The organism is Isoptericola variabilis 225 (assembly GCF_000215105.1).
GTDB classification, from domain to species: domain Bacteria; phylum Actinomycetota; class Actinomycetes; order Actinomycetales; family Cellulomonadaceae; genus Isoptericola; species Isoptericola variabilis_A.
The window spans coordinates 950,970-970,214 of record NC_015588.1 but is presented as its reverse complement, the minus strand read 5'-3'; the positions used below and the strand labels follow the sequence as shown (position 1 = coordinate 970,214).

Below are 19,245 nucleotides of genomic sequence, written 5' to 3'. Positions count from 1 at the left end.
CCGTACGGTGCCGCGGCGGTGGGTCTTCTTCCTCAGCACCCGGTCCTGGTGCCGGTCACGCCGGCCACGCAGTCGAGGAGCCGCTCCTTCGCGACGGCACCGGCCATGCCGGCGTCGTCCCGGGTCCGTTCGTCGACCCGCAGCATCAGGAGCCATTCCTTCTCCCCGAGCTCCAGCACGACCATGCCGTCGTCCTCGCGTGCCTCGAGGAACCAGGGCACGTCGACGCCGGACGGGATCGCGCTCGAGCGCAGCTCGGCAGCGTCCCCGGCGACGTCGTCACCGGTCGAGGCGGGACCGATCTCGCTCGCGAGCGCCACCGCGCCCGCGCCGAGCGGCACGCCGATCAGTACGCCGGCGAGCGCGCCGAGCGCACCGACGAGTCGTCGCGAGCCGCTCGGCCGCTCGGCCGCCGTCCGGCGGGCGCGCTCGCGTCCGTCGTCGGGCGCGTCCTCGCCCACCCAGATCTCCAGCTCGAGCGGGCTGCCCACCGCGGGGACCATGCGCCCGGGAAGCTGGTGAGTGTTCGTTCGCATCGCGTCTCTCCGTCGTCGTCAGAGTCACGCCCCCACGTGCTCCGGTGATGACGACGCTATGCAGCGGCGCGGCGCGGAACATCTGTGCCAGCACCGGACCTTCTCCGTGCTACCACCGGCGTCCCTTCACCCCCGCGCCCCGCACCCCAGGAGTTGTCAGGCCCAGGCGGGGGTATACCCCGGCGAGGGCCTGACAGCTCCGCAGTACGGCGAGTTGTCAGGCCCAGGCGTGGGTATACCCCGGCGAGGGCCTGACAGCTCCGGGGTCACGACGACGGCGCGTGGCGCTCGAGGAACTCGTACACCTCGGTGGTGTCGACGCCGGGGAACGCGCCCGACGGCATCGCCGCGAGCATCGACGCGTGCGGGCGCGCGCTCGGGAACGCGTGCCCGGCCCAGCGCTGCCGCAGCGGCTCGGCGGGCTGCCGGCAGCACGACTCGTCGGGGCAGCGCGACGTCGCGCGCGCCGTCGTCTCACGCCCGAGGAACCACTTGACCTGGGAGAACGGCACTCCCACGCTCACCGAGAAGCGGCCCTCCGGGGTGTCGGAGACCCGCGAGGTGCACCAGTACGTCCCGGTGGGCGTGTCCGTGTACTGGTAGTACGGGCTGAGCCGGTCCTCGATGCCGAACACGACGCGCGCGGTCCAGTGCCGGCACACGTACTGCCCCTCGACCGTGCCGAGCGCGTCCGCGGGGAAGCGCACGCCGTCGTTCTCGTACGCCTTGTGGATCGCCCCGGACTCGTGGACCTTCATGAAGTGCACGCCGATGCCGAGGTGCCGCGTCGCGAGGTTGGTGAACCGGTGCGCGGCGGTCTCGTAGGAGACGGCGAACGCGTCGCGCAGGTCCTCGAGCGAGATGGCGCGCGCCTCCTTGGCCTCGCGCAGGTGCTTGACGGCGTCGCGCTCGGGCACGAGCAGCGCGGCGCACAGGTAGTTGGCCTCGACACGCTGCCGCAGGAACTCGCGGTAGTCACGCGGCTCCGCGTGCTCGAGCACGTGCGACGCGAGCGCCTGGAGCAGCGCCGACCGGGCGTCGGACCGCCCGCGGATCCCGTTGCTCGGCAGGTACACCCGGCGGTGCCGCTGGTCGATGACGGCACGCACCGAGTGCGGCACGTCGGGCACGTAGTGGATCGTGAAGCCGAGGTGGGCGGCGAGCTCCCCGGCGGCGCGCTGCGGCAGCGGGCCGCGCGTGTGCCCGACGTCGTCGAGCAGGCCGCGCGCGGCGATCTCGAGGTCGGGGAAGTAGTTGTCCTGCGCGCGCATGTCGGCGCGCAGCTCGGTGTTGGCCCGTCGCGCCTCCTCGGGCGTCGCGGCCCGCTCGCGGTGCAGCCGCTCGAGCTCGCGCTGGAGCGCGACGATCGCCTCGAGCGCGTCGGTCGGGAGCGACTTGCCGACCCGCACGGGACGGATGCCGAGCACGGAGAAGAGCGGGCCTCTTTGCACGCGTTCCAGCTCGATCTCGAGCGCGTCCCGGCGCGACGGCGGCTCGGGCGACAGGAGGTCCTCGACGCTCGCGTCGAGGGCGCGGGCGACCGCCTGGAGCCGGCTGAACGTGGGCTCGCGCCGGCCGTTCTCGAGCATCGACACCTGCGAGGGAGCCCGCCCGATCGCGGTGGCGAGGTCCTCGAGCGTCATGCCGCGCTGCGTGCGCAGATGCCGGATCCGGCGACCGATCGTGAGCGCGTCCGGCTCGGCCTCGAGCGGGATCGACGGCGCGGCCGCACCGGCCGCGGGCGGCGTCGGCCGGCGCGGTTCCCGGGTACCGAGATCTCTCGATGTCGAGATAGCCATGATCGAGGGTGACACACGTCACGGCTTCCGTCCAGGAGAAGAACCGGGAAACTTCTCCTCCCAGATCCTCGCGCCGGGCGGTGCGGCCGGGCCACAGTCGATGTCACGCACACCCGTCCCCCGACGACGAGAGGAACCGCGATGACCACGACCCTCGAGCCCCAGACCTCCCCCGCCACCTCCGGCAGGACCTCCCCCGGGACGCGCCCCGGGGACCAGACGCAGACGGCCGCCGAGCTCGCGGCGCAGTGGGCGTCCGACCCCCGCTGGGCCGGCGTGCGCCGCGACTACACGGCCGAGGACGTCGTCGCGCTCCGGGGGTCGGTCCGCGAGGAGCACACCCTCGCCCGCCGCGGCGCCGAGCGCCTGTGGGAGCTCCTGCACACCCGCGAGTACGTCCGCGCCCTCGGCGCCCTGACGGGCAACCAGGCCGTGCAGCAGGTCAAGGCCGGCCTCGAGGCGATCTACCTGTCCGGCTGGCAGGTGGCCGCCGACGCCAACCTCGCGGGCCAGACCTACCCCGACCAGTCGCTCTACCCGGCGAACTCCGTGCCGCAGGTCGTGCGCCGCATCAACAACGCGCTGCTGCGCGCCGACCAGATCGAGCTCGCCGAGTCCGGCGCTCCGACCCGTGAGTGGCTCGCCCCGATCGTGGCCGACGCCGAGGCCGGCTTCGGCGGTCCGCTCAACGCCTACGAGCTCATGAGCGCGATGATCGCCGCGGGCGCCGCGGGCGTGCACTGGGAGGACCAGCTCGCCTCGGAGAAGAAGTGCGGCCACCTCGGCGGCAAGGTGCTCGTGCCGACGCAGCAGCACGTGCGCACGCTGAGCGCCGCACGCCTCGCGGCCGACGTCGCGGGCGTGCCGAGCGTGGTCATCGCCCGCACCGACGCGCTCGCCGCCGACCTGCTGACGTCCGACGTCGACCCGCGGGACGCCGAGTTCCTCACCGGCGAGCGCACGCCCGAGGGCTTCTACCGCGTCCGCAACGGCATCGAGCCCGTGATCTCCCGCGGCCTCGCCTACGCCGAGGTGGCCGACCTGCTCTGGGTCGAGACCGGCACGCCCGACCTCGACCTCGCGCGCCGCTTCGCCGAGGCGGTCCACGAGCGCTTCCCGGACAAGCTGCTCGCGTACAACTGCTCGCCCTCGTTCAACTGGAAGAAGCACCTGTCCGACGCCGAGATCGCCTCGTTCCAGCGCGAGCTCGCGGCCATGGGCTACAAGTTCCAGTTCATCACCCTCGCCGGGTTCCACTCCCTGTCGCACTCGATGTTCGAGCTCGCGCGGGGCTACGCCGAGCGCGCCATGAGCGCCTACGTCGAGCTGCAGGAGGCCGAGCTCGCCTCCGAGGCCGACGGCTACACCGCCACCCGCCACCAGCGGGAGGTCGGCACGGGCTACTTCGACCGGGTCGCGACGGCGCTCAACCCCGACGCCTCGACCCTCGCCCTCGCCGGCTCCACCGAGACCGCCCAGTTCTGATCTCCCGGAGGCACCCCATGACCACGCTCACCGCACCCCCCATCTTCTCCGCACCGTCGGGCACGACGTCGGACCCGGCGTCGCGCACGACCGGCAGCCGGCGCCCGCACGGCGCCGAGGGCTCGATCGACGTCACCGGCCCCCTGGGCCCGCGGTACGACGAGATCCTCACGCCGGAGGCGCTCGAGTTCCTGACCCTGCTGCACGACCTCTTCGCCGACGAGCGGTGCGGGCTCCTGCTCGAGCGGCAGCGCCGCACGCGCGAGATCGCCGACGGCGCCGACCCCGACTTCACCCCGTCGACCCGGCCGGTCCGGGACGACCCGTCGTGGCGCGTCGCCGGCAGCGTCGGGGCGCCCGGCCTGGAGGACCGTCGCGTCGAGATCACGGGCCCGACCGACCCCAAGATGACGATCAACGCGCTCAACTCGGGCGCCCGGTGCTGGCTCGCCGACGCCGAGGACGCCCAGTCCCCCACCTGGCGCAACGTGATCGAGGGCCAGCTCGCGCTGCACGACGCGATCCGCGGCACGCTCGAGTTCACGAACGAGGCGGGCAAGCACTACGCGCTGCGCACGAGCGACCTCACGCAGCTGCCGACGATCATCTTCCGGCCGCGCGGCTGGCACCTGTTCGAGTCGCACCTGGCCTACACGGGCCCGGACGGCTCGACGCAGCCTGCGTCGGGCTCGCTCGTGGACTTCGGCCTCTACCTGTTCCACAACGCGCGCGAGCTGATCGCCCGCGGGCGCGGGCCGTACTTCTACCTGCCCAAGCTCGAGGGCTACCGCGAGGCGCGGCTGTGGAACCAGGTGTTCGAGGTCTCCGAGGACGCCCTCGGCATCCCGCGCGGCACGATCCGCGCCACCGTGCTCATCGAGACGCTGCCCGCGGCGTTCGAGATGGAGGAGATCCTCTACGAGCTGCGCGAGCACTGCGCGGGCCTCAACGCCGGGCGCTGGGACTACCTCTTCTCGGTCATCAAGTGCTTCCGCACCCGCGGCGACTCGTACGTGCTGCCCGACCGCGGCCAGGTCACCATGACGGCCCCGTTCATGCGCGCGTACACCGAGCTGCTCGTCGCCACGTGCCACAAGCGCGGGGCGCACGCGATCGGCGGCATGAGCGCGTTCATCCCGGACCGCCGCGACCCGGAGGTCACGCGGCGCGCGATCGAGCAGGTGCGCGCCGACAAGACGCGGGAGGCGAACGACGGCTTCGACGGCACGTGGGTCGCGCACCCCGACCTCATCGAGGTCGCGCGCGAGGCCTTCGACGCCGTGCTCGGCGAGCGCCCGAACCAGGTGGACCGCCTGCGCGACGACGTCACGGTCGGCCAGGCGGAGCTGCTCGACGTCGCGTCGGCCCGGCGCGCGGGCGCGACCGTGACCGAGGCGGGGCTGCGCACGAACGTCTCGGTGGGCGTCCGCTACATCGAGTCGTGGCTGCGCGGCGTCGGCGCCGCAGCGATCGACCACCTCATGGAGGACGCCGCGACGGCCGAGATCTCGCGGTCGCAGGTCTGGCAGTGGGTGCACGCCGGCACGACGACGGACGACGGCCGGCCGATCACGCGGCGGCGCTGCGAGGCGGTGCTGCGCGAGGTCATGGGCGGCCTCGAGCGGTTCCGCGGCGACCGGTTCGACGACGCCGCGGCGATCTTCCGGGAGGTCGCGCTCGGCGAGGAGTTCCCGCCGTTCCTCACGACGGGCGCGTACGCGCGGTACTTCCGGCAGTGAGCACCCGCTCGACGGTCGCGGCCGCCGGCGGCAGGGCGGCCATCTCGTCCGCGAGCCGCCGCGCCGGGGCGCGGTAGGTGCCGTCGTCGAGCACGGACCGCACCGCACCGGGCAGCCGCTCGACCAGCTCGGGGCCGGCCTCGACCGCGAGGCCGGCCCCGACGTCGGCGACCCGGCGGGCGTTGAGCCACTGGTCCGACGCGAAGAGCGGCACGACCACCTGCGGGACGCCGGTTGCGAGCGCCGTCGTGGTCGTGCCGAAGCCGCCGTGCCCCACCATGGCCGTGGCGGCAGGCTCGCCTCCCGCGGGCATGAGGGCCTCCTGCGGCCACCACCGCTCGACGCGGGCGTTGGCGGGCCACGGCCGCAGCGCGTCGGGGTCGCCGTGCGTGCCCGTGGTGAGCAGGACGCGCGCGTCGAGGTCCGCGAGCGCGTCGAGGACGAGCGGGTACATCGGCTCGAACGTGGGCTGGCCGGCGGCGACCGAGCCGAACGTGACGTAGACGAGCGGCGCGTCCGGGTCGCCCCACGCCGGCAGCGGCGGCGCCGTGGCGCCGTCGGGCTCGGCGCGGTACCGGACGGGATCGTGCGGGAGCGCGGGACCCGGCTCGTCGAACGAGGCCGGCAGCGTGGTGAACACCTGCTCGTCGCGGGCGGCGGCGGCGAGGTCCCGGTCCGGGATGCCGGCGCGCGCCGCGAGGTCCTGCAGCGGCTCGGCCAGGCCCTCGATCATCCAGGCGTGAAGGCGGCCGAGCCCGATACCCGAGACCACGTGGAGCACGCCGGCGGCCTCCGCCGCGGCGAGCGAGGCGACCTCGCCCGGCTCGCGCACGATCACGTCGGGGCGCCAGGTCTCGACGAGCGCGGCGAGCCGAGGCAGCGCCGCCTGGGGGTCCAGCCGGCCGAAGACCTGCGTGACGACGCGGTGGTTCGCCTCCTCGGGCGCCAGGCCCGGCAGCGAGCCGAAGACGCGGCCGAGCGCCTCCGGGTCGGCGTCGTCGAACGGGGCGTGCTCGAGGCCCGCGTCGGTCACGTGGCGGGCGAACGACGCCGGGGCCGCGACGCGGACCTCGTGACCGGCGTCGCGCACCGCGCGGGCGAGCGGCACCTGCGGCCGGAAGTGCCCCAGGCCCGCGGTCGTCGCGAACAGCACGCGCATGGTTCGAGGGTAGGCCCGAGCCTGTGGACAACTCAGGGCCGGGGCGGGTGAACTCCGGCAGGCTCTGGGGTCATGACGACGCACACCGCCTCCTTCCGCCCGGGCGACCCGGTCACCTCGGACGACGACGTCCTGCACCTGGCCCGCATGCTCGCGGGCGATGCGCTCCCCCGCGAGCGCGTGCTCCTGCTCACGTGGCTCGACGCCGACGACCGCCTGCTGGGCATCGCGGTGCCGATCCAGGGCGTGCCCGTGACGCCCGACGACGACGTCGCACCCGGTCTCGGGTTGCTCCTGCGCTCCGTGGGCGAGGAGACGGCGCCGGGCGGCGCGCTCGTCGCGGTGCTCGAGCGGCCCGGCACGGACGACATCACCGCCTCCGACCGGGCGTGGAACGCGCTCGTCCGCGGCCAGGCGTCCGCCGCCGGCGTGCGCGTGCGCGGGGTGTTCGTCGCCGCGGGCGGCACCGTCCGGCCGCTCGCGCTCGACGACGCCACGTGACCGTGTCGGTGCCCTGCGCGAGGATCGGCGCATGGCGACGACGCTGCGCACCCTCCTGGCCGACCAGATCGACTTCTACTGGCAGGTCCACCTGTGGCCCCGGCTGCAGGGCCTGACCGACGCCGAGTACCTCTGGGAGCCGGTCGAGGGCGCGTGGAGCCTGCGCACCGGAGACGACGGCGTCGTGCGCATCGAGGCTACGGTGCCCGAGCCCACGGTGCCGCCCGTGACGACCATCGCGTGGCGCATGGCGCACCTCGGCCGCGACGTGTGGGCCAAGCGGGCGCGCGCGTACTTCGGCCCGACGTCGGCGCCCGACGACGCCGACATGTTCGACGACCGCCACTGGCCCGAGCCGCTGCCCCTGACCGCGGCCGGCGGGCTCGCGCTCCTCGAGCAGGGCTACACCCTGTGGCGCGACGCGCTCGCCGGGCTCGACGACGACGCGCTGCTGCGCCCGCTCGGTCCGCGCGGCGGGCCGTTCGCCGACGACTCGATGGCCGCGCTCGTCGCGCACCTCAACCGCGAGGCCATGGCCCACGGCGCCGAGATGTGCCTGCTGCGGGACCTGTACCGGGCGCAGGAGGAGCGCCGCGACCCCGTGGTCGCCGCCGCGCTGGGCGGGAGGGCACCCGACCTCGAGCGCACCCTCGTGCTCGACGGCGGCGTGCACGACCTGCCCGAGCGGCACCCCGGGCTCCTCGTCGAGCTGGCGGGCATCCACCGCTGGCGCGAGCTGCGCGCTCTCGTCGAGCACGGCTTCCCGGCCGGCGCCGCCGACACCGAGGGCACCACCGCGCTGCACTACGCCGCGGCGGCGGGCGAGCTCGACGTCGTGCGGCTCCTCGTGGAGCGAGGCGCCGACGCCGGTGCCGTCGAGCGCCGGTTAGGCGCCACGCCCGCCGCGTGGGCCGAGCGGTTCGGCCGGTCCGACGTCGTCGTCTACCTCACCCAGCGCACCGGCTGAACGTCAGAAGACCCGGTGGTGGGCGCGCTCTGCAAAGTCCTCCATCGCCTGGATGATCTCGGGGGCTTGCCAGACCCGGTCACGCGTCCCCCGACCGATCTGGACGATCACACCGTCCTCGACGAGCCGATCGATGGCACGTTGCGCGTTCAGCGGGGTCACCCCGAGTCGCTCTGCGACGAACCGCGAGTCGACGACGGGTCGGGTCATCACGAGGTCCGCCAGTCCCCACGCTGCCGCGCCGCGTCGAGCCCGGATCACGTCGTCCCAGCGAGCGCGGGCCTCGCGCACGTCATCGATCAGGCGCCGGGAGTTCTCGAGCGCAGGGAACACCGCTTCGCACACCCGCACGACGATCGACGCCACCTCGCCCGCGCGATATCGCGCGAGCGCCTCGAAATACCTGCCGGTGTCCGCCAGAAGCCCCGCAGAGACGGGGACGATCGTCTGTCGGACGAGCCTCGCATGGCGTAGTTGCGCGTGAAGGAGTGCGCGCCCTGTTCGACCGTTGCCGTCAGGAAAGGGGTGGATGTTCTCGAACTGTGCATGGGTGATCGCCGCCTGCGCCAGAGCCGGGACGTCGTCGCGAGCCATGAAGCCGGCGAGGTCCTGCATGGCTGCCGGGACCAGCTCGGCACGGGGTGCCACGTAGTCGGCGCCGTGAGGGCTGCGGGCCGAGCCGCCGATCCACACCGGCTGCTCTCGCCACCTTCCCGCCACCTGCGGCATGTGTTCCCGCATCAAGACTCGGTGCATCGCCAGGATGGCGTCGGAGTCCAGACGATCCGCGAGCTGGAGTGCTTCGGTCATCGCCGACACGTTGGCCACGATCTCGTCCGCGTTCGCCCGGCCTCGACGACCGAGCTCGGCGAGTGCGATCGACTTCGGGGAGGAGGTCAGATTCTCGATCTGTGACGAGCTCGCTGCCTCGGTGCGGAGCAGGAGCGACGCGAACGACGTCGCCATCCCGAGGAATTCGCCATCGAGCCGTGCGATCTCGGCGCTGGCCTCGGCCACGAGTGCCATGGTCGTGCTGTCCAGCGTCACGGTGGCGTCCGCGATGCGTGCCGGCACGGCGCTCTCGTACGGCCCTCGTTCGCGACTGCGAGCCGTGCGCGGTCCGTACTCGAGGTCGGGGGAGCTCCACCTCAGCGACTCGATGCCGAACGCGGGCCACGTCCCCACCGTTTCCGATGCCACATCCCCACGTTACCATCGGATGTGGCCATATCCGATGGTAACGACGGTGGGCGCCATCGGATCATGCGGCGTACCGCGGCGCCAGCGCCTCCATCTGCTCCATCACGAGCCGGATGGCCTCCGGCTGCCTGTCCGGCGGGTACTTGTGCTTGATGAGCAGGCGCTTGATCGACGAGCGCATCTTCGCCCGGACGTCGTCGCGAACGGTCCAGTCGGTCTTGACGTCACGCCGCATGATCCCGACGAGCTCGCGCGCGATCTCGGCGAGCTTGTCGTCGCCCTGGAGCAGCACGGCTGACTCGTTCTGGGCCACGGCGTCGAAGAACGCCAGCTCGTCGTGGTCCAGCGGCGGCTCGAACCGCTGGCCCCGCGTCGCCTCTGCAGCCAAGTCCTTGGCCATCTCGACGAGCGCCTGGATGACCTCCGCCGAGGTCAGGTTGGAGTTCGTGTACCGCAGCATGAGCTCGGCGAGCCGCTCGGAGAACATCTGCCGCCGGACGATGTTGCCGCGGGTCAGCGCGCGCGCCTCGGACGTGATCAGAGCGCGCAACGCCTCGATGGTGATCTGCGGGTTGGGCGAGGCCTGCGCCTTGGCCAGGAAGTCACCGTCGATCTGGTCGAGGCGCGGGTGCTCCAGGCCCGCCGCCTCGTACACGTCGACGACGTCGCGCGCGTCGACCGCGGTGGCCGTGAGCTGGTTGAGGAGCCGCTGGACGTCCTCGGGGATCGGCTCACCGCGCGCCTGGCGGTCCTCGGCGTCGAGCTTGCCCATCCAGACGCGAACCTCTTCGTAGAAGCGCGCCTCGTCGTGGAGGTCGGCGAGGGCCTCGTGCCGGCCGGCGGCCGCCCAGGCGCGAACCAGGGCCTGGGCCCGGCGCCGGAACGCGTCCGCGAGCTTCTCCTCGTCCGAGTCGTCGGGAACCTGGTTGCCGGGGTTCTGCGGGTCGCGAAGCCAGTTGACGACGTGGAGCACGGCGTCGATGTATCCCCGCTTGGCGTTCCGCGCCTTCTCGAGCCGGTCGCGCCACCGCGTCGGCGCGACGAGCTCGCGCAGCGCCTCGACGAGCGCCCGGGTGGTCTCGGCGAGCTCGTCGAGGTTCTTGCCGATCGGCTGCTCCGCCTGATCCCGCACGGTGTACTCGGCGAGCGCCGCCGTGAGGTTCTCGGCAATCGGTGCGTAGGCGACGAGCAGGCCGGCGTCCTTGCCGCGGAACGTGCGGTTGACCCGCGCGAGCGTCTGCATGAGCAGCGCGCCGCGCAAGGGCCGGTCGAGGTAGAGCGTATGGAGGGGCGGCGCGTCGAAGCCCGTGAGGAGCATGTCCTTGACGATGACGATCTCGAGCTCGTCGTCGGGGTCCTTGAGCCGGTTCTTGACCATGGCGTTCTCGCCGTCGCGCCGGACGTGGTCTGCCACGGGCGGCTGGTCCGTCGCGTCGCCGGAGTACACCACCTTGACCTTGCCCGCGGTGATGTCGGCGGAGTGCCAGTCGGGCCGCAGCTCCACGATCTGCTCGTACAGCCGGGCGCAGATCTCCCGCGTCGCGCACACGACGAGCGCCTTGCCCGGCGCTCCCCCGACGGCACCTTCGGAGTGCGTCGGCCGCACCATCTCGACGACGGCGTCACGCCGGTCCTCCCAGTGCTGCACCAGGTCGGCGGCCAGAGTCTTCAGCCGTGCCGGCGCACCGTAGACGGCGTTGACCACGGTCACCGACTTCTCGATGCGCGCCCGTTCCGCGTCGTCCAGACCGACGGTCGCCTCGTCGGCGGCGGCGTCGATGGTCTCCGGGTCGACGTCGTCGGGGAAGCCGACCTTCACCAGGCGGGACTCGAAGTACACGGGCACGGTCGCGCCGTCGGCGACCGCACGCGTCAGGTCGTAGACGTCGATGACGTCGCCGAACACGGCCTCGGTGTCCCGCTCCCCCTTGACGGGCGTCCCGGTGAACGCGATGAGGGTGGCGTTGGGCAACGCGTTCTTCAGGTGCCACGCGTAGCCGTCGAGGTTGTCGTAGTGGCTGCGGTGCGCCTCGTCGACGATGAGCACGACGTTGCGCCGCTCGGACAGCACGGGGTGCTTGCGCCCGGCCCGCTTCTCCTCGGCCGTCAGGCCGAACTTCTGCAGCGTGGTGAAGTAGATGCCCCCGGTGGTCCGGTTGGCGAGCTCGTCCCGCAGCTCGGCGCGACGCATCACCTGCTTCGGCTCCTCGGTCAGCAGCTGTGAGCGCCGGAACGTCTCGTAGAGCTGGTCGTCGAGGTCCGTGCGGTCGGTGATGACGACGATCGTCGGGTTGAGCAGCTTGGGATGGCGCGCGATCGCCGCCGCGTAGAGCTCCATCTCCATGGACTTGCCGGAGCCCTGCGTGTGCCAGACGACGCCGGCCCGCCCGTCCCCTTCGACGGCGTTGACCGTCGCCCCGACGGCCTTGGTCACTGCGAAGTACTGGTGCGGCTTGGCGATGCGCTTGTGCAACCCGTCCTCGTCGGCGTCGAACGCGACGAACCCGCGCAGAAGCTGCCCGAACCGCTCGGGGTTGAAGAGCCCGTTCAGCGTGACCTCGAGCGGCGTCAGCGGCTCGACCTCACCGGCGAGACCGTCCTCGTCGACCAGGTGCAGGTGCCGCTCACCCTCCGGCCGGCCGTCCGGTCCGACGACACGCCCCTCGTCGTCCACGTTCCACGGTGCGTAGTGGTTCAGCGGCGTGAACGGCGTCCCGTACTTCGCGATCACCCCGTCACTGATGACGGTCAGCACGCAGAACCGGAAAGCCATCGGCAGCTCGCGGACGTAGGTCGTGAGCTGAGCGTGCGCCGCGGCGACGTCCGCGTGCGCGCTCCCGGCGTTCTTGAGCTCGACGATCGCGACAGGCATGCCGTTGAGGTAGAGCACGAGGTCGAAACGTCGCTCGACGTCGCCGTCGACGACGGTCACCTGGTTGGCGACGAGCCACTCGTTCTCGTGCTCGAGCGACGAGACGAGCCGCACGGTGGGCGTCTGCTCGCGGCCGTCCTCGGTGAACGTGATGCGGTACCCGCGGGCGAGGAAGTCGTGGATGCGCTTGTTCTCTGTGATGGCGTCCTGCGACGACGGCGTCAGGATCTCGGTGAGCGCCTGGTCCAGGTACTCGCGCGGCACGTCGGGGTTGAGCCGGCGCAGCGCCGAGCGCAGGCGAGACGGGATCGCGAGCTCCGACCACGACTCGCGCTGCGGCTGCTCGCCCAGCGCCGCGTATCCCGGGTGCCCGACGTCGGAGGTGGCGCCGGGAGCGATCTGCTTGCCGGCGAGCGGTGCCCAGCCCAACGGCTCGGCAAGGTGGTCGAGGGCGAGCTGTTCCCACTGGGCTTCGCTCGGATGCATGCTTCCTCCTGCGGTCGCTACCGGCGTCTCTGTGCTCATCGTCGCGGACACCGACGCCCGGCTCGAGGCTCGCCAGCGATAACCCCCATATCGGCGCAGCGCAGCGCCAGTTCCTGAGGCAACGGTACGGCTCGCCGGGATGGGCTCTGGGTGCGCGGCAGCCGATCCCCCGGATTTCACCCGCCCGAGCGCCCCATTTGTCTGTTGCCTCTGACAGCATCTTGCTCCATCGCCATCGAGACCGACGAGGACACCATGGGCCTGCTCGACCGCCTCCTGGGCCGCCGCCGAACGTCTGTGCCGCGTGCCGACGCTGCCATCCACCAGCCCATTGAGCCGAGCCCATTGCCGGGTTTCGCGGTCATCGATGTCGAGACGACGGGCCTCTCCCCACGCCATGACAGGGTCCTCGAGGTCGCGGTCGTCCGCCTCGACACCCGGGGAAGCGTGCTCGACGAGTGGACGACGAGGTTCAACCCGGAGGGCCCGGTCGGCGCGACGCACATCCACGGCATCCGCGAGTCCGACGTCAAGGACGCTCCCGTGTTCCGCGAGGTCGCAACGGAGGTCCGCGGACGTCTCGCGGGACTCGCGGTCGCCGCCCACAACGCTCGCTTCGATCTTGCCTTCGTGCGCGCCGAGTTCGAACGCGCCGGGTGGGAGCTCCCCTGGCTCCCGTCGTTCTGCACCCTCGAGGCCAGTCACCACTACCTTCCCCACCTCGACCGGCGCCGGCTCACCGACTGCTGCCACGCCGCGGGAGTCAGGCTGCACCACGCCCACTCCGCTCTCGGCGACGCACGTGCCGCGGCGGGTCTCCTGGCCGGCTACCTCACCGGGCTGCGTGGCGTCCCTGTGCACCGCGACCTCACGCGCCTTCCCGACGAGGCGCTCGCCGTGCCCTGGCCCACCGCGCCCGTTCGAGAGCCGGTCACGGCCCTCAGCGCGCCGGCCGCGCGTCGCCCGCGACCGGTCCGTGTGACGCCGTCGCGTCCGAAGCAGCCACCACTGGTCACGCAGCTTGCCGGCCTGAGCCTTCAGGAACTGCTCGACGACGGCGCACCCGAAGGTTCTCTGAACTACCTCGAGATGCTCATCGAAGTGCTCGAGGACGGAGAGCTGAGCGAGTCGGAAACTGCTGCGCTGGACGACGTGGTCGAGCTGTACGGGCTCACGAGCTCGGACGTCGAGGCATGTCATCGGGCGTTCGTCACCGCGCTGGCCCATCGCGCTCTCGACGACGGCCATGTCTCCAAGGAGGAGCGGTCTGAGCTGCACGCTCTTGCCGAGCTGCTCGAGGTGCCGAAGGCCACCGTCCTGCAGCTCATCGACGACGCGGACAGGGCTCGCGCGGCACGGCTGAGCGCAGGCCTGCTCCCGCTGCCGGACGGCTGGACCCACGGCGAGCCGCTCCGCGTGGGCGACAAGGTCGTCTTCACAGGATGCGACGACGCGGAGCGTGCCAGGCTCGAGCAGCGGGCGACGGAGCTTGGCGTCCGCGTGCTCGGCAGCGTGTCGCGGTTGACCGCCATGCTCGTGACCGACGGATCGTTCTCCGGCACCAAGCTGGCGAAGGCGACGGAACTGGGCATCCGCGTGGTGCACCCCGAGGTCTTCGAGGTGCTCCTCGCCCATCTGCAACCTGCAGCACCGGCAACGAAGCCGGCAGTGCCGACACCCGCAGCGGTCGCCACCGGAGCGACGACGCCCACGACGACGGCCGCCCCGTTGACGCCCGGGCCGGATACTGCGGCCTCACCATCCCAGATCCGGACGTGGGCGCTGGCCAACGGCTACGAGGTCGGGGTCCGAGGCCGGCTGCCGCGAGCCGTCGTCGACGCGTACCACCGCGAGAACCCGCCGAACTAAGGAGCCGCCCACGATGTTCCTGCGCCTGCACTCGTTCCCCAGCCGGTCAGAGGCCTGCGACGGGCTGATCGACATCGACGCCGATACGCTCGCCGAACAGTGGTACTGGAACCTCTGGAAGACCCGCTCCTTCCCTTTCCGCGACCTCACGGACGGCACGCAGGTCGCCCTCGTCGCCTCGTGGTCCGGTGGCAAGCGCATCGCTTGGCTGGTCCAGGCGGCGGACGTGATCGCCGAGCGGGCGGACGGCTGGCAACAGGCTGTGGACCTCCTCGCCGATCACACCGAGTTGGGCCGTGATCGGGTCCTGAAGAACGCGTACACGGCCGACAAGCAAGGGTCGGACGTGCGCTACGTCCTCGCATGGCGGGTGGTACCGATCCGTCGATTGGACCTGCCGTGGCCGGACGGCCTGCGGTTCGGCGGGAACGGCTGGCTCGAGGCAGGCCGTGCAGAACTCGGCATCCACGAATGCGACACCCGCGGCGTCCGGGTCGCCACGGCCGGACGCCTGTAGGACGTGGAGTCCGGGAACTCCCTTCTCAGCCGTCACGCACGCGGAGCTGACCACCGGCTGAACACGTCGCGCGTCACGTCGCCCTGACACTCGTGCGCGTCGTTCGGGAAGCCGCAACCGAGGGGTGTCAGCTGCACGATCACGTCGAGGGGCATCCCGCACAGCTCTGCCAGAAGAGCTCGGTAGAGCTGGTCGACGGACCAGTCGGCCACCACGTCGGGATCCGGGAATGGCTCGACGAGGCTCCGCCGGTCAAGCGCGACAGTCGCACGGGGAAACCGTGGGACGCCCGCCAGCCTCAACGCTCGCGCCAGCGACCAACGGGTCTCAAGGCCGGGTTCGGGCGCGGACGCTTCTCGCCTGCCCCACGGCTGCGTCGACCGCACCGCTCCGAAGCCCTGGTCCTTCGGCGGACCGTACTGCGCGATGACGATCCACTCGCTTCCGTCATCGGCCCTGCCGTGAAACCCTCCGAGCCCGTACGGCAGGAACCGGTCGACGAGGGAGCCGTCGACGTCAGCTTCGTGGTCCTCCGGCAGGGATAGGAGGTCGAGTGTCAGCGCGCCGCCCGCGTCCGTGTAGGCAGGCTCCGGCCGTGAGAGACGGATGCCGGTCAGTCGGTCGTACGGCGGTACTTCGAGCAACTCGGCGAGAAAGGGCGTACTCATCGCCGCTCCAGAGCTCGGAACAACCGTCGTGCCGCCTGGGACGCCGTCACCAGCGACGAGCGCGGCACGACGATGTCGAGCCCGTCGGGCTCCACCTCGTCGTCCTCTGGGTCTTCCGGCAGCGAGATCTCGAGGTTGACGTCGAGCTCACCGGCGTCCAGCACGGCGACGGACAGCCCTGACGCCACGTCGATGACCGGCTGGAGCGTCACCTGCGGGAGCCGGTCATCGGCACAGCGGTACAGGAACTCGGCGAGCGCGTCTGCCGACGCGGGAGCGAAAGGCCTCCCGAGGTACCGGACCTGTCGGTCCGGCGAGAGGAACTCGACGTCGACGGCGGCAGTCGGCGTGCCGTCAGCGACGTCCGGGACGACGGTGAGCGAGAAGGCGGCGCCCGCTGGCGACGCGATGCGAAGGTCGGGCCGGCCCGACACCGCGAGCGGCCGGTTCACCCCAGTGGCGAAGGCGACGAAGCCCGACTGAGCGGTCACCGAGTACTCGGTCCCGCACTCGCGGCACTGCCACTCCATGACCCTTCCGGGCCCGATCACGCAGCCGAGGATGACGTAGTCGTCGGAGTTCATGACCTGCCTCGGGGGCATGCCGGCAATGATCTGTCGTGGGTTGGCTTCTCCGCACTCCGGGCACCGGGGCCGAACTGGTTCCGTACGGTCGCTGAACCAGCTCATTTCGCGGCCGCCGATCCGAGCCCCCGCTCGACCCACCGGTCGGTAGCGATGGTCAGCCCCAGGCCGTCGACGAACCCGGCGTGCTGCTTCCGAAGACGCGCCATCATCGGCTTGAGCTTGTGCGCCCGAAGCAGTTCGTCGAGCAGCAGGATGTCGAACGCGGCCGACTCTACCCAGCCGACGTCCTTGGAGTACCCCACCAGTCCGCGCACGCCCGTCCTCTTGCAGAAGTCGCGGAGCGCGTCGTCCGCGACGTCGAGCGTGCTGCAGGACCCGGTGTAGATCACGCGTCCGGCGACGGACTCGGACCCGAAGACGTCCGCAAGCTCGTCGAGGTTCACGTGCTCGCCGCCGAGGCTGACGTAGCCGAGCCCGTCCTCGGCAAAACCGTGGAAGGCGAGGTAGACGACCGGGAACGCGTCCACGCTGCGGCGCGCCAGCCTGGCCACGTAGTGCTCGAGCTCCGCGCGGGTGGCCACGTCACGGTGGACGACGCCACCCGCGACACCCACGCCGCTGAGGAGGTCGAGCAGGGGACGAACACTCAGCTTCGATTCGAGTCGCGTCTCCCAGTCGCCCTCGAGACAGAAGATCTGCGAGCGGGTCATGAACCCGCCCCTGCGTCCTCGAAGTCGACCTCCACCGACTCGAAGCCGAGTCCGGTGATCAGTCCCTCGAGCGTCTTGCGCGTGTTCTCCTCGGCGCGAACCTTCACATCGCTCGCCTCCGCGGCATCAACCAGCATCTCCTCAGCCTTGAGGAGCGTCTCCTGCCGGCTGTCGGCGTCCTCGGCGAAGAAGTCCTCGACCCGGTTGATCAAGCCTCGGGACTCGGACAACGCCCTGCTCTGCGAGAGGTCGATCCGCGGGTCCGCGAGCTCAGGCGCGGGCACCGTGACCGTGACCGCGGTGCCGTCCTCGGAGATCTCGATCGACTCCTCGTCGAGGTCTCGGAAGTCGACGTACGCCTCGACCGAGCCATGAGCGATGAAGATGGTGCGCTCGCCCATGAGCCAGTCCGGCACGAACCTCGTGTCCTCTTCGAGGTCGAGGACCACCTGGAACGTGGCCTCGGCCGCGACGAAGCGGGAGAGGTCCTGGATGCCGAGCAGCACGGGGGTCTCCGATCGGTCGACCTGCTCGGTCTGGAACGGGTTGCCGGGCAGCGAGACGAGCCCGGAGCGAAGGGCCCCGAACGCAAGCACGAGCAGGACGGCCACCACGCCGATCGTGGCGAGGACCGCGACGACGGCTGCGCGCACGATCCCACCACGGGACCGCGATGCTCCGGCGGCCGGTACTGCCGGGTGCTTCGAGGATTCGGACCCTTCGGGTCTCTCATCAGTACTGGTCACCGGGCACTCCGTCAGGCGTTGGGGAACATGGACTTGGCGGCCTTGGCGACGGCGGCGGTCATTGTCGCGTCGATCGTGCCGCCCGCGACCCCGCCCAGGAGCGGAATCGCCTTGGCGAGCGTCACTGCTGCGCGCTTCGTGCCGTACTTGGCGACGAGCATGAAGCCGACCTTCTTGTTGATCTCCCGGAGCATTGCTGCCGGCAACTTCTTCAGCGCCTGCTCCCCGGCCTTGTGACCAATCTTGATGCCTAGCGTGCGTGCTGCCTGCTGAGCACTCGAGCCCAGCACGACCAGCAGGAGCACGGTCCGGGTCTGCGGGTCGTCGACCGGATACCCACGCAGGTAGGCGATGGAGCCCGCCAGTCGGGCGTTCACGATCAGGGCGCCCGCGAGGTTCGCGGGGACGGTGACCGGCAGCGTGATCAGTCCTCCGAGCCCGGTGACGAACCCGTTCCCACCAGCAGCGGCCACCGACTCCTTAATGAGCCTGGCGATGACCTTCTCGACGTCGTCACGGTCCGCGTCCAGGGGCTTGCGGCACCCCGCTTGGCTGGGGTCGTAGCGGTCGCCCTGAACCCGAGCCAGTCGGTCCTCTGCCCACGCGACCGAGCCGGTGATCGGGCCGACACCGTTGTCGACCACCGAGCCGACGAGCCGTGTCAGGTGCTGCCCGAGCTTCTCTGCTCGCGATACTGCCTCGGCTTCGTCGTCCGGAACGTCATCCTGCTCGGCAACATCGATGGGCTCGGCCACGCCTGCTCCTCTGTGCGATGGGTCAGCGGACAATCTAGGGTCAATCGACTGGGTCACCTGCTGCCCGAGCGGGTGAATAACGTGGCAGATGGACCGCGGCTTCGGGCCGGGTCAGGCGTGAGCTCCTCCGTGGCCAAGGCTCATCTGGGAGCGCATGGAGAAGCCAAGCTGGCTGGTGCCGGTGACGCGTCGTCAGCGTCGGCGGCCCAGTCCAGGGAGTCCCCCTCTCCAGACATCGCCGCGACGCCCAGGACCGAAGTCGATGTCGTCCCGCGGCGGGCGGACGTCGAGTTCCGCCATCGCGAGTTCGATCCGGTCCTGACGCTTTCGCTCACGACGTCGCTCACGTCGGTCGGTCACGTCAGTGGCGTCAGCGGTGACCACACGCGGCTTCCTCGGCGCTTGCGTAATCTGTGCTGTCGATGTGCCATTACTACTGGGGCCTCGCGACTTCTGCGAGCGGCGCTTCGTCCCTTCCGACGCCGGTGGAGTTGTCGCCTCACCCGAACGCGACTGCTTTGCCGGTCCTGTAGGTGATCCGATGCACGGACGGGATCCCACACGATTCAGGTGCGCCGGAAGTCCACCCGTAGCCGGATCACGCGGGAACAGTCGTTCACAACTCGTGCAACGCACGCGCCCACGGGGC

Annotated in this window: 16 protein-coding genes; 6 read left to right on the top strand and 10 right to left on the bottom strand. The window is 71.4% G+C overall.

From position 1 onward, the window contains the following. Positions 1 to 32 precede the first annotated feature (32 nt). Entirely contained in the window at positions 33 to 536 is a 504-nt protein-coding gene (locus ISOVA_RS04470; protein WP_013838065.1) for a hypothetical protein, read from the bottom strand. Between the two features lie 266 nt (positions 537 to 802). Then, positions 803 to 2,335, bottom strand: coding sequence for a helix-turn-helix transcriptional regulator (locus ISOVA_RS04465; protein ID WP_013838064.1), 1,533 nt, complete (start codon positions 2,333 to 2,335; stop codon positions 803 to 805). 141 nt (positions 2,336 to 2,476) lie between these two features. On the opposite strand from ISOVA_RS04465, the gene aceA reads away from it, so the two are divergent. Both aceA and aceB read left to right on the top strand, forming a co-directional pair. Next, positions 2,477 to 3,820, top strand: coding sequence for an isocitrate lyase (aceA, locus tag ISOVA_RS04460; protein WP_013838063.1), 1,344 nt, complete (start codon positions 2,477 to 2,479; stop codon positions 3,818 to 3,820). Positions 3,821 to 3,837: 17 nt separating this feature from the next. Further along, positions 3,838 to 5,559, top strand: coding sequence for a malate synthase A (gene aceB, locus ISOVA_RS04455; RefSeq protein ID WP_013838062.1), 1,722 nt, complete (start codon positions 3,838 to 3,840; stop codon positions 5,557 to 5,559). On the opposite strand, the gene ISOVA_RS04450 is transcribed toward aceB, so the two are convergent. Beyond that, the gene (locus ISOVA_RS04450; RefSeq protein ID WP_013838061.1) at positions 5,522 to 6,718 is read right to left on the bottom strand and encodes a glycosyltransferase; all 1,197 of its coding nucleotides are present in this window, start codon (positions 6,716 to 6,718) and stop codon (positions 5,522 to 5,524) included. The two genes, aceB and ISOVA_RS04450, sit on opposite strands and share 38 nt — an antisense overlap. A 72-nt stretch (positions 6,719 to 6,790) precedes the next feature. Between ISOVA_RS04450 and ISOVA_RS04445 the strand changes: the two genes are divergently transcribed. Then, positions 6,791 to 7,219 carry a hypothetical protein gene (locus ISOVA_RS04445; protein WP_013838060.1) on the top strand — a complete coding sequence of 143 codons (429 nt, stop codon included), beginning with the start codon at positions 6,791 to 6,793 and terminating at the stop codon, positions 7,217 to 7,219. Positions 7,220 to 7,250: 31 nt separating this feature from the next. Beyond that, complete coding sequence (locus ISOVA_RS15940) at positions 7,251 to 8,186, top strand: DinB family protein (RefSeq protein ID WP_013838059.1); 936 nt, start codon at positions 7,251 to 7,253, stop codon at positions 8,184 to 8,186. 3 nt (positions 8,187 to 8,189) lie between these two features. Here ISOVA_RS15940 and ISOVA_RS04435 read toward each other — a convergent pair whose 3' ends face one another. Next, positions 8,190 to 9,260 (bottom strand): Fic family protein, encoded by a 1,071-nt coding sequence (locus ISOVA_RS04435; RefSeq protein WP_143762053.1) that lies wholly within the window; start codon positions 9,258 to 9,260, stop codon positions 8,190 to 8,192. Positions 9,261 to 9,447: 187 nt separating this feature from the next. Further along, complete coding sequence (locus ISOVA_RS04430; RefSeq protein ID WP_013838057.1) at positions 9,448 to 12,744, bottom strand: type I restriction endonuclease subunit R; 3,297 nt, start codon at positions 12,742 to 12,744, stop codon at positions 9,448 to 9,450. A 150-nt stretch (positions 12,745 to 12,894) separates the two neighbouring features. Between ISOVA_RS04430 and ISOVA_RS15360 the strand changes: the two genes are divergently transcribed. Together ISOVA_RS15360 and ISOVA_RS04420 are read left to right on the top strand one after the other, a co-directional pair. After that, a complete protein-coding gene (locus ISOVA_RS15360; protein WP_143762052.1) occupies positions 12,895 to 14,613 on the top strand; it encodes an exonuclease domain-containing protein in 1,719 nt (572 codons plus the stop codon). Positions 14,614 to 14,626: 13 nt separating this feature from the next. Next, entirely contained in the window at positions 14,627 to 15,130 is a 504-nt protein-coding gene (locus ISOVA_RS04420; RefSeq protein ID WP_013838055.1) for a hypothetical protein, read from the top strand. 32 nt (positions 15,131 to 15,162) lie between these two features. Here the strand turns inward: ISOVA_RS04420 and ISOVA_RS04415 are convergent, their stop codons facing one another. The 5 genes from ISOVA_RS04415 to ISOVA_RS04395 form a co-directional block, all read right to left on the bottom strand. After that, positions 15,163 to 15,798, bottom strand: coding sequence for a hypothetical protein (locus ISOVA_RS04415; RefSeq protein ID WP_013838054.1), 636 nt, complete (start codon positions 15,796 to 15,798; stop codon positions 15,163 to 15,165). Beyond that, on the bottom strand, positions 15,795 to 16,400 hold the full coding sequence (locus ISOVA_RS04410) for a hypothetical protein (RefSeq protein WP_041294776.1): 606 nt from the start codon (positions 16,398 to 16,400) through the stop codon (positions 15,795 to 15,797). Before ISOVA_RS04410 ends, ISOVA_RS04415 begins: the two co-directional genes overlap by 4 nt. Positions 16,401 to 16,483: 83 nt before the next feature. Beyond that, positions 16,484 to 17,095, bottom strand: coding sequence for a DUF6642 family protein (locus ISOVA_RS04405; RefSeq protein WP_013838052.1), 612 nt, complete (start codon positions 17,093 to 17,095; stop codon positions 16,484 to 16,486). Continuing rightward, positions 17,092 to 17,748, bottom strand: a complete 657-nt coding sequence (locus tag ISOVA_RS04400) for a DUF4230 domain-containing protein (protein WP_013838051.1) — start codon at positions 17,746 to 17,748, stop codon at positions 17,092 to 17,094. Before ISOVA_RS04400 ends, ISOVA_RS04405 begins: the two co-directional genes overlap by 4 nt. A gap of 104 nt (positions 17,749 to 17,852) precedes the next feature. Continuing rightward, complete coding sequence (locus tag ISOVA_RS04395; RefSeq protein WP_013838050.1) at positions 17,853 to 18,596, bottom strand: EcsC family protein; 744 nt, start codon at positions 18,594 to 18,596, stop codon at positions 17,853 to 17,855. Positions 18,597 to 19,245 lie beyond the last annotated feature (649 nt).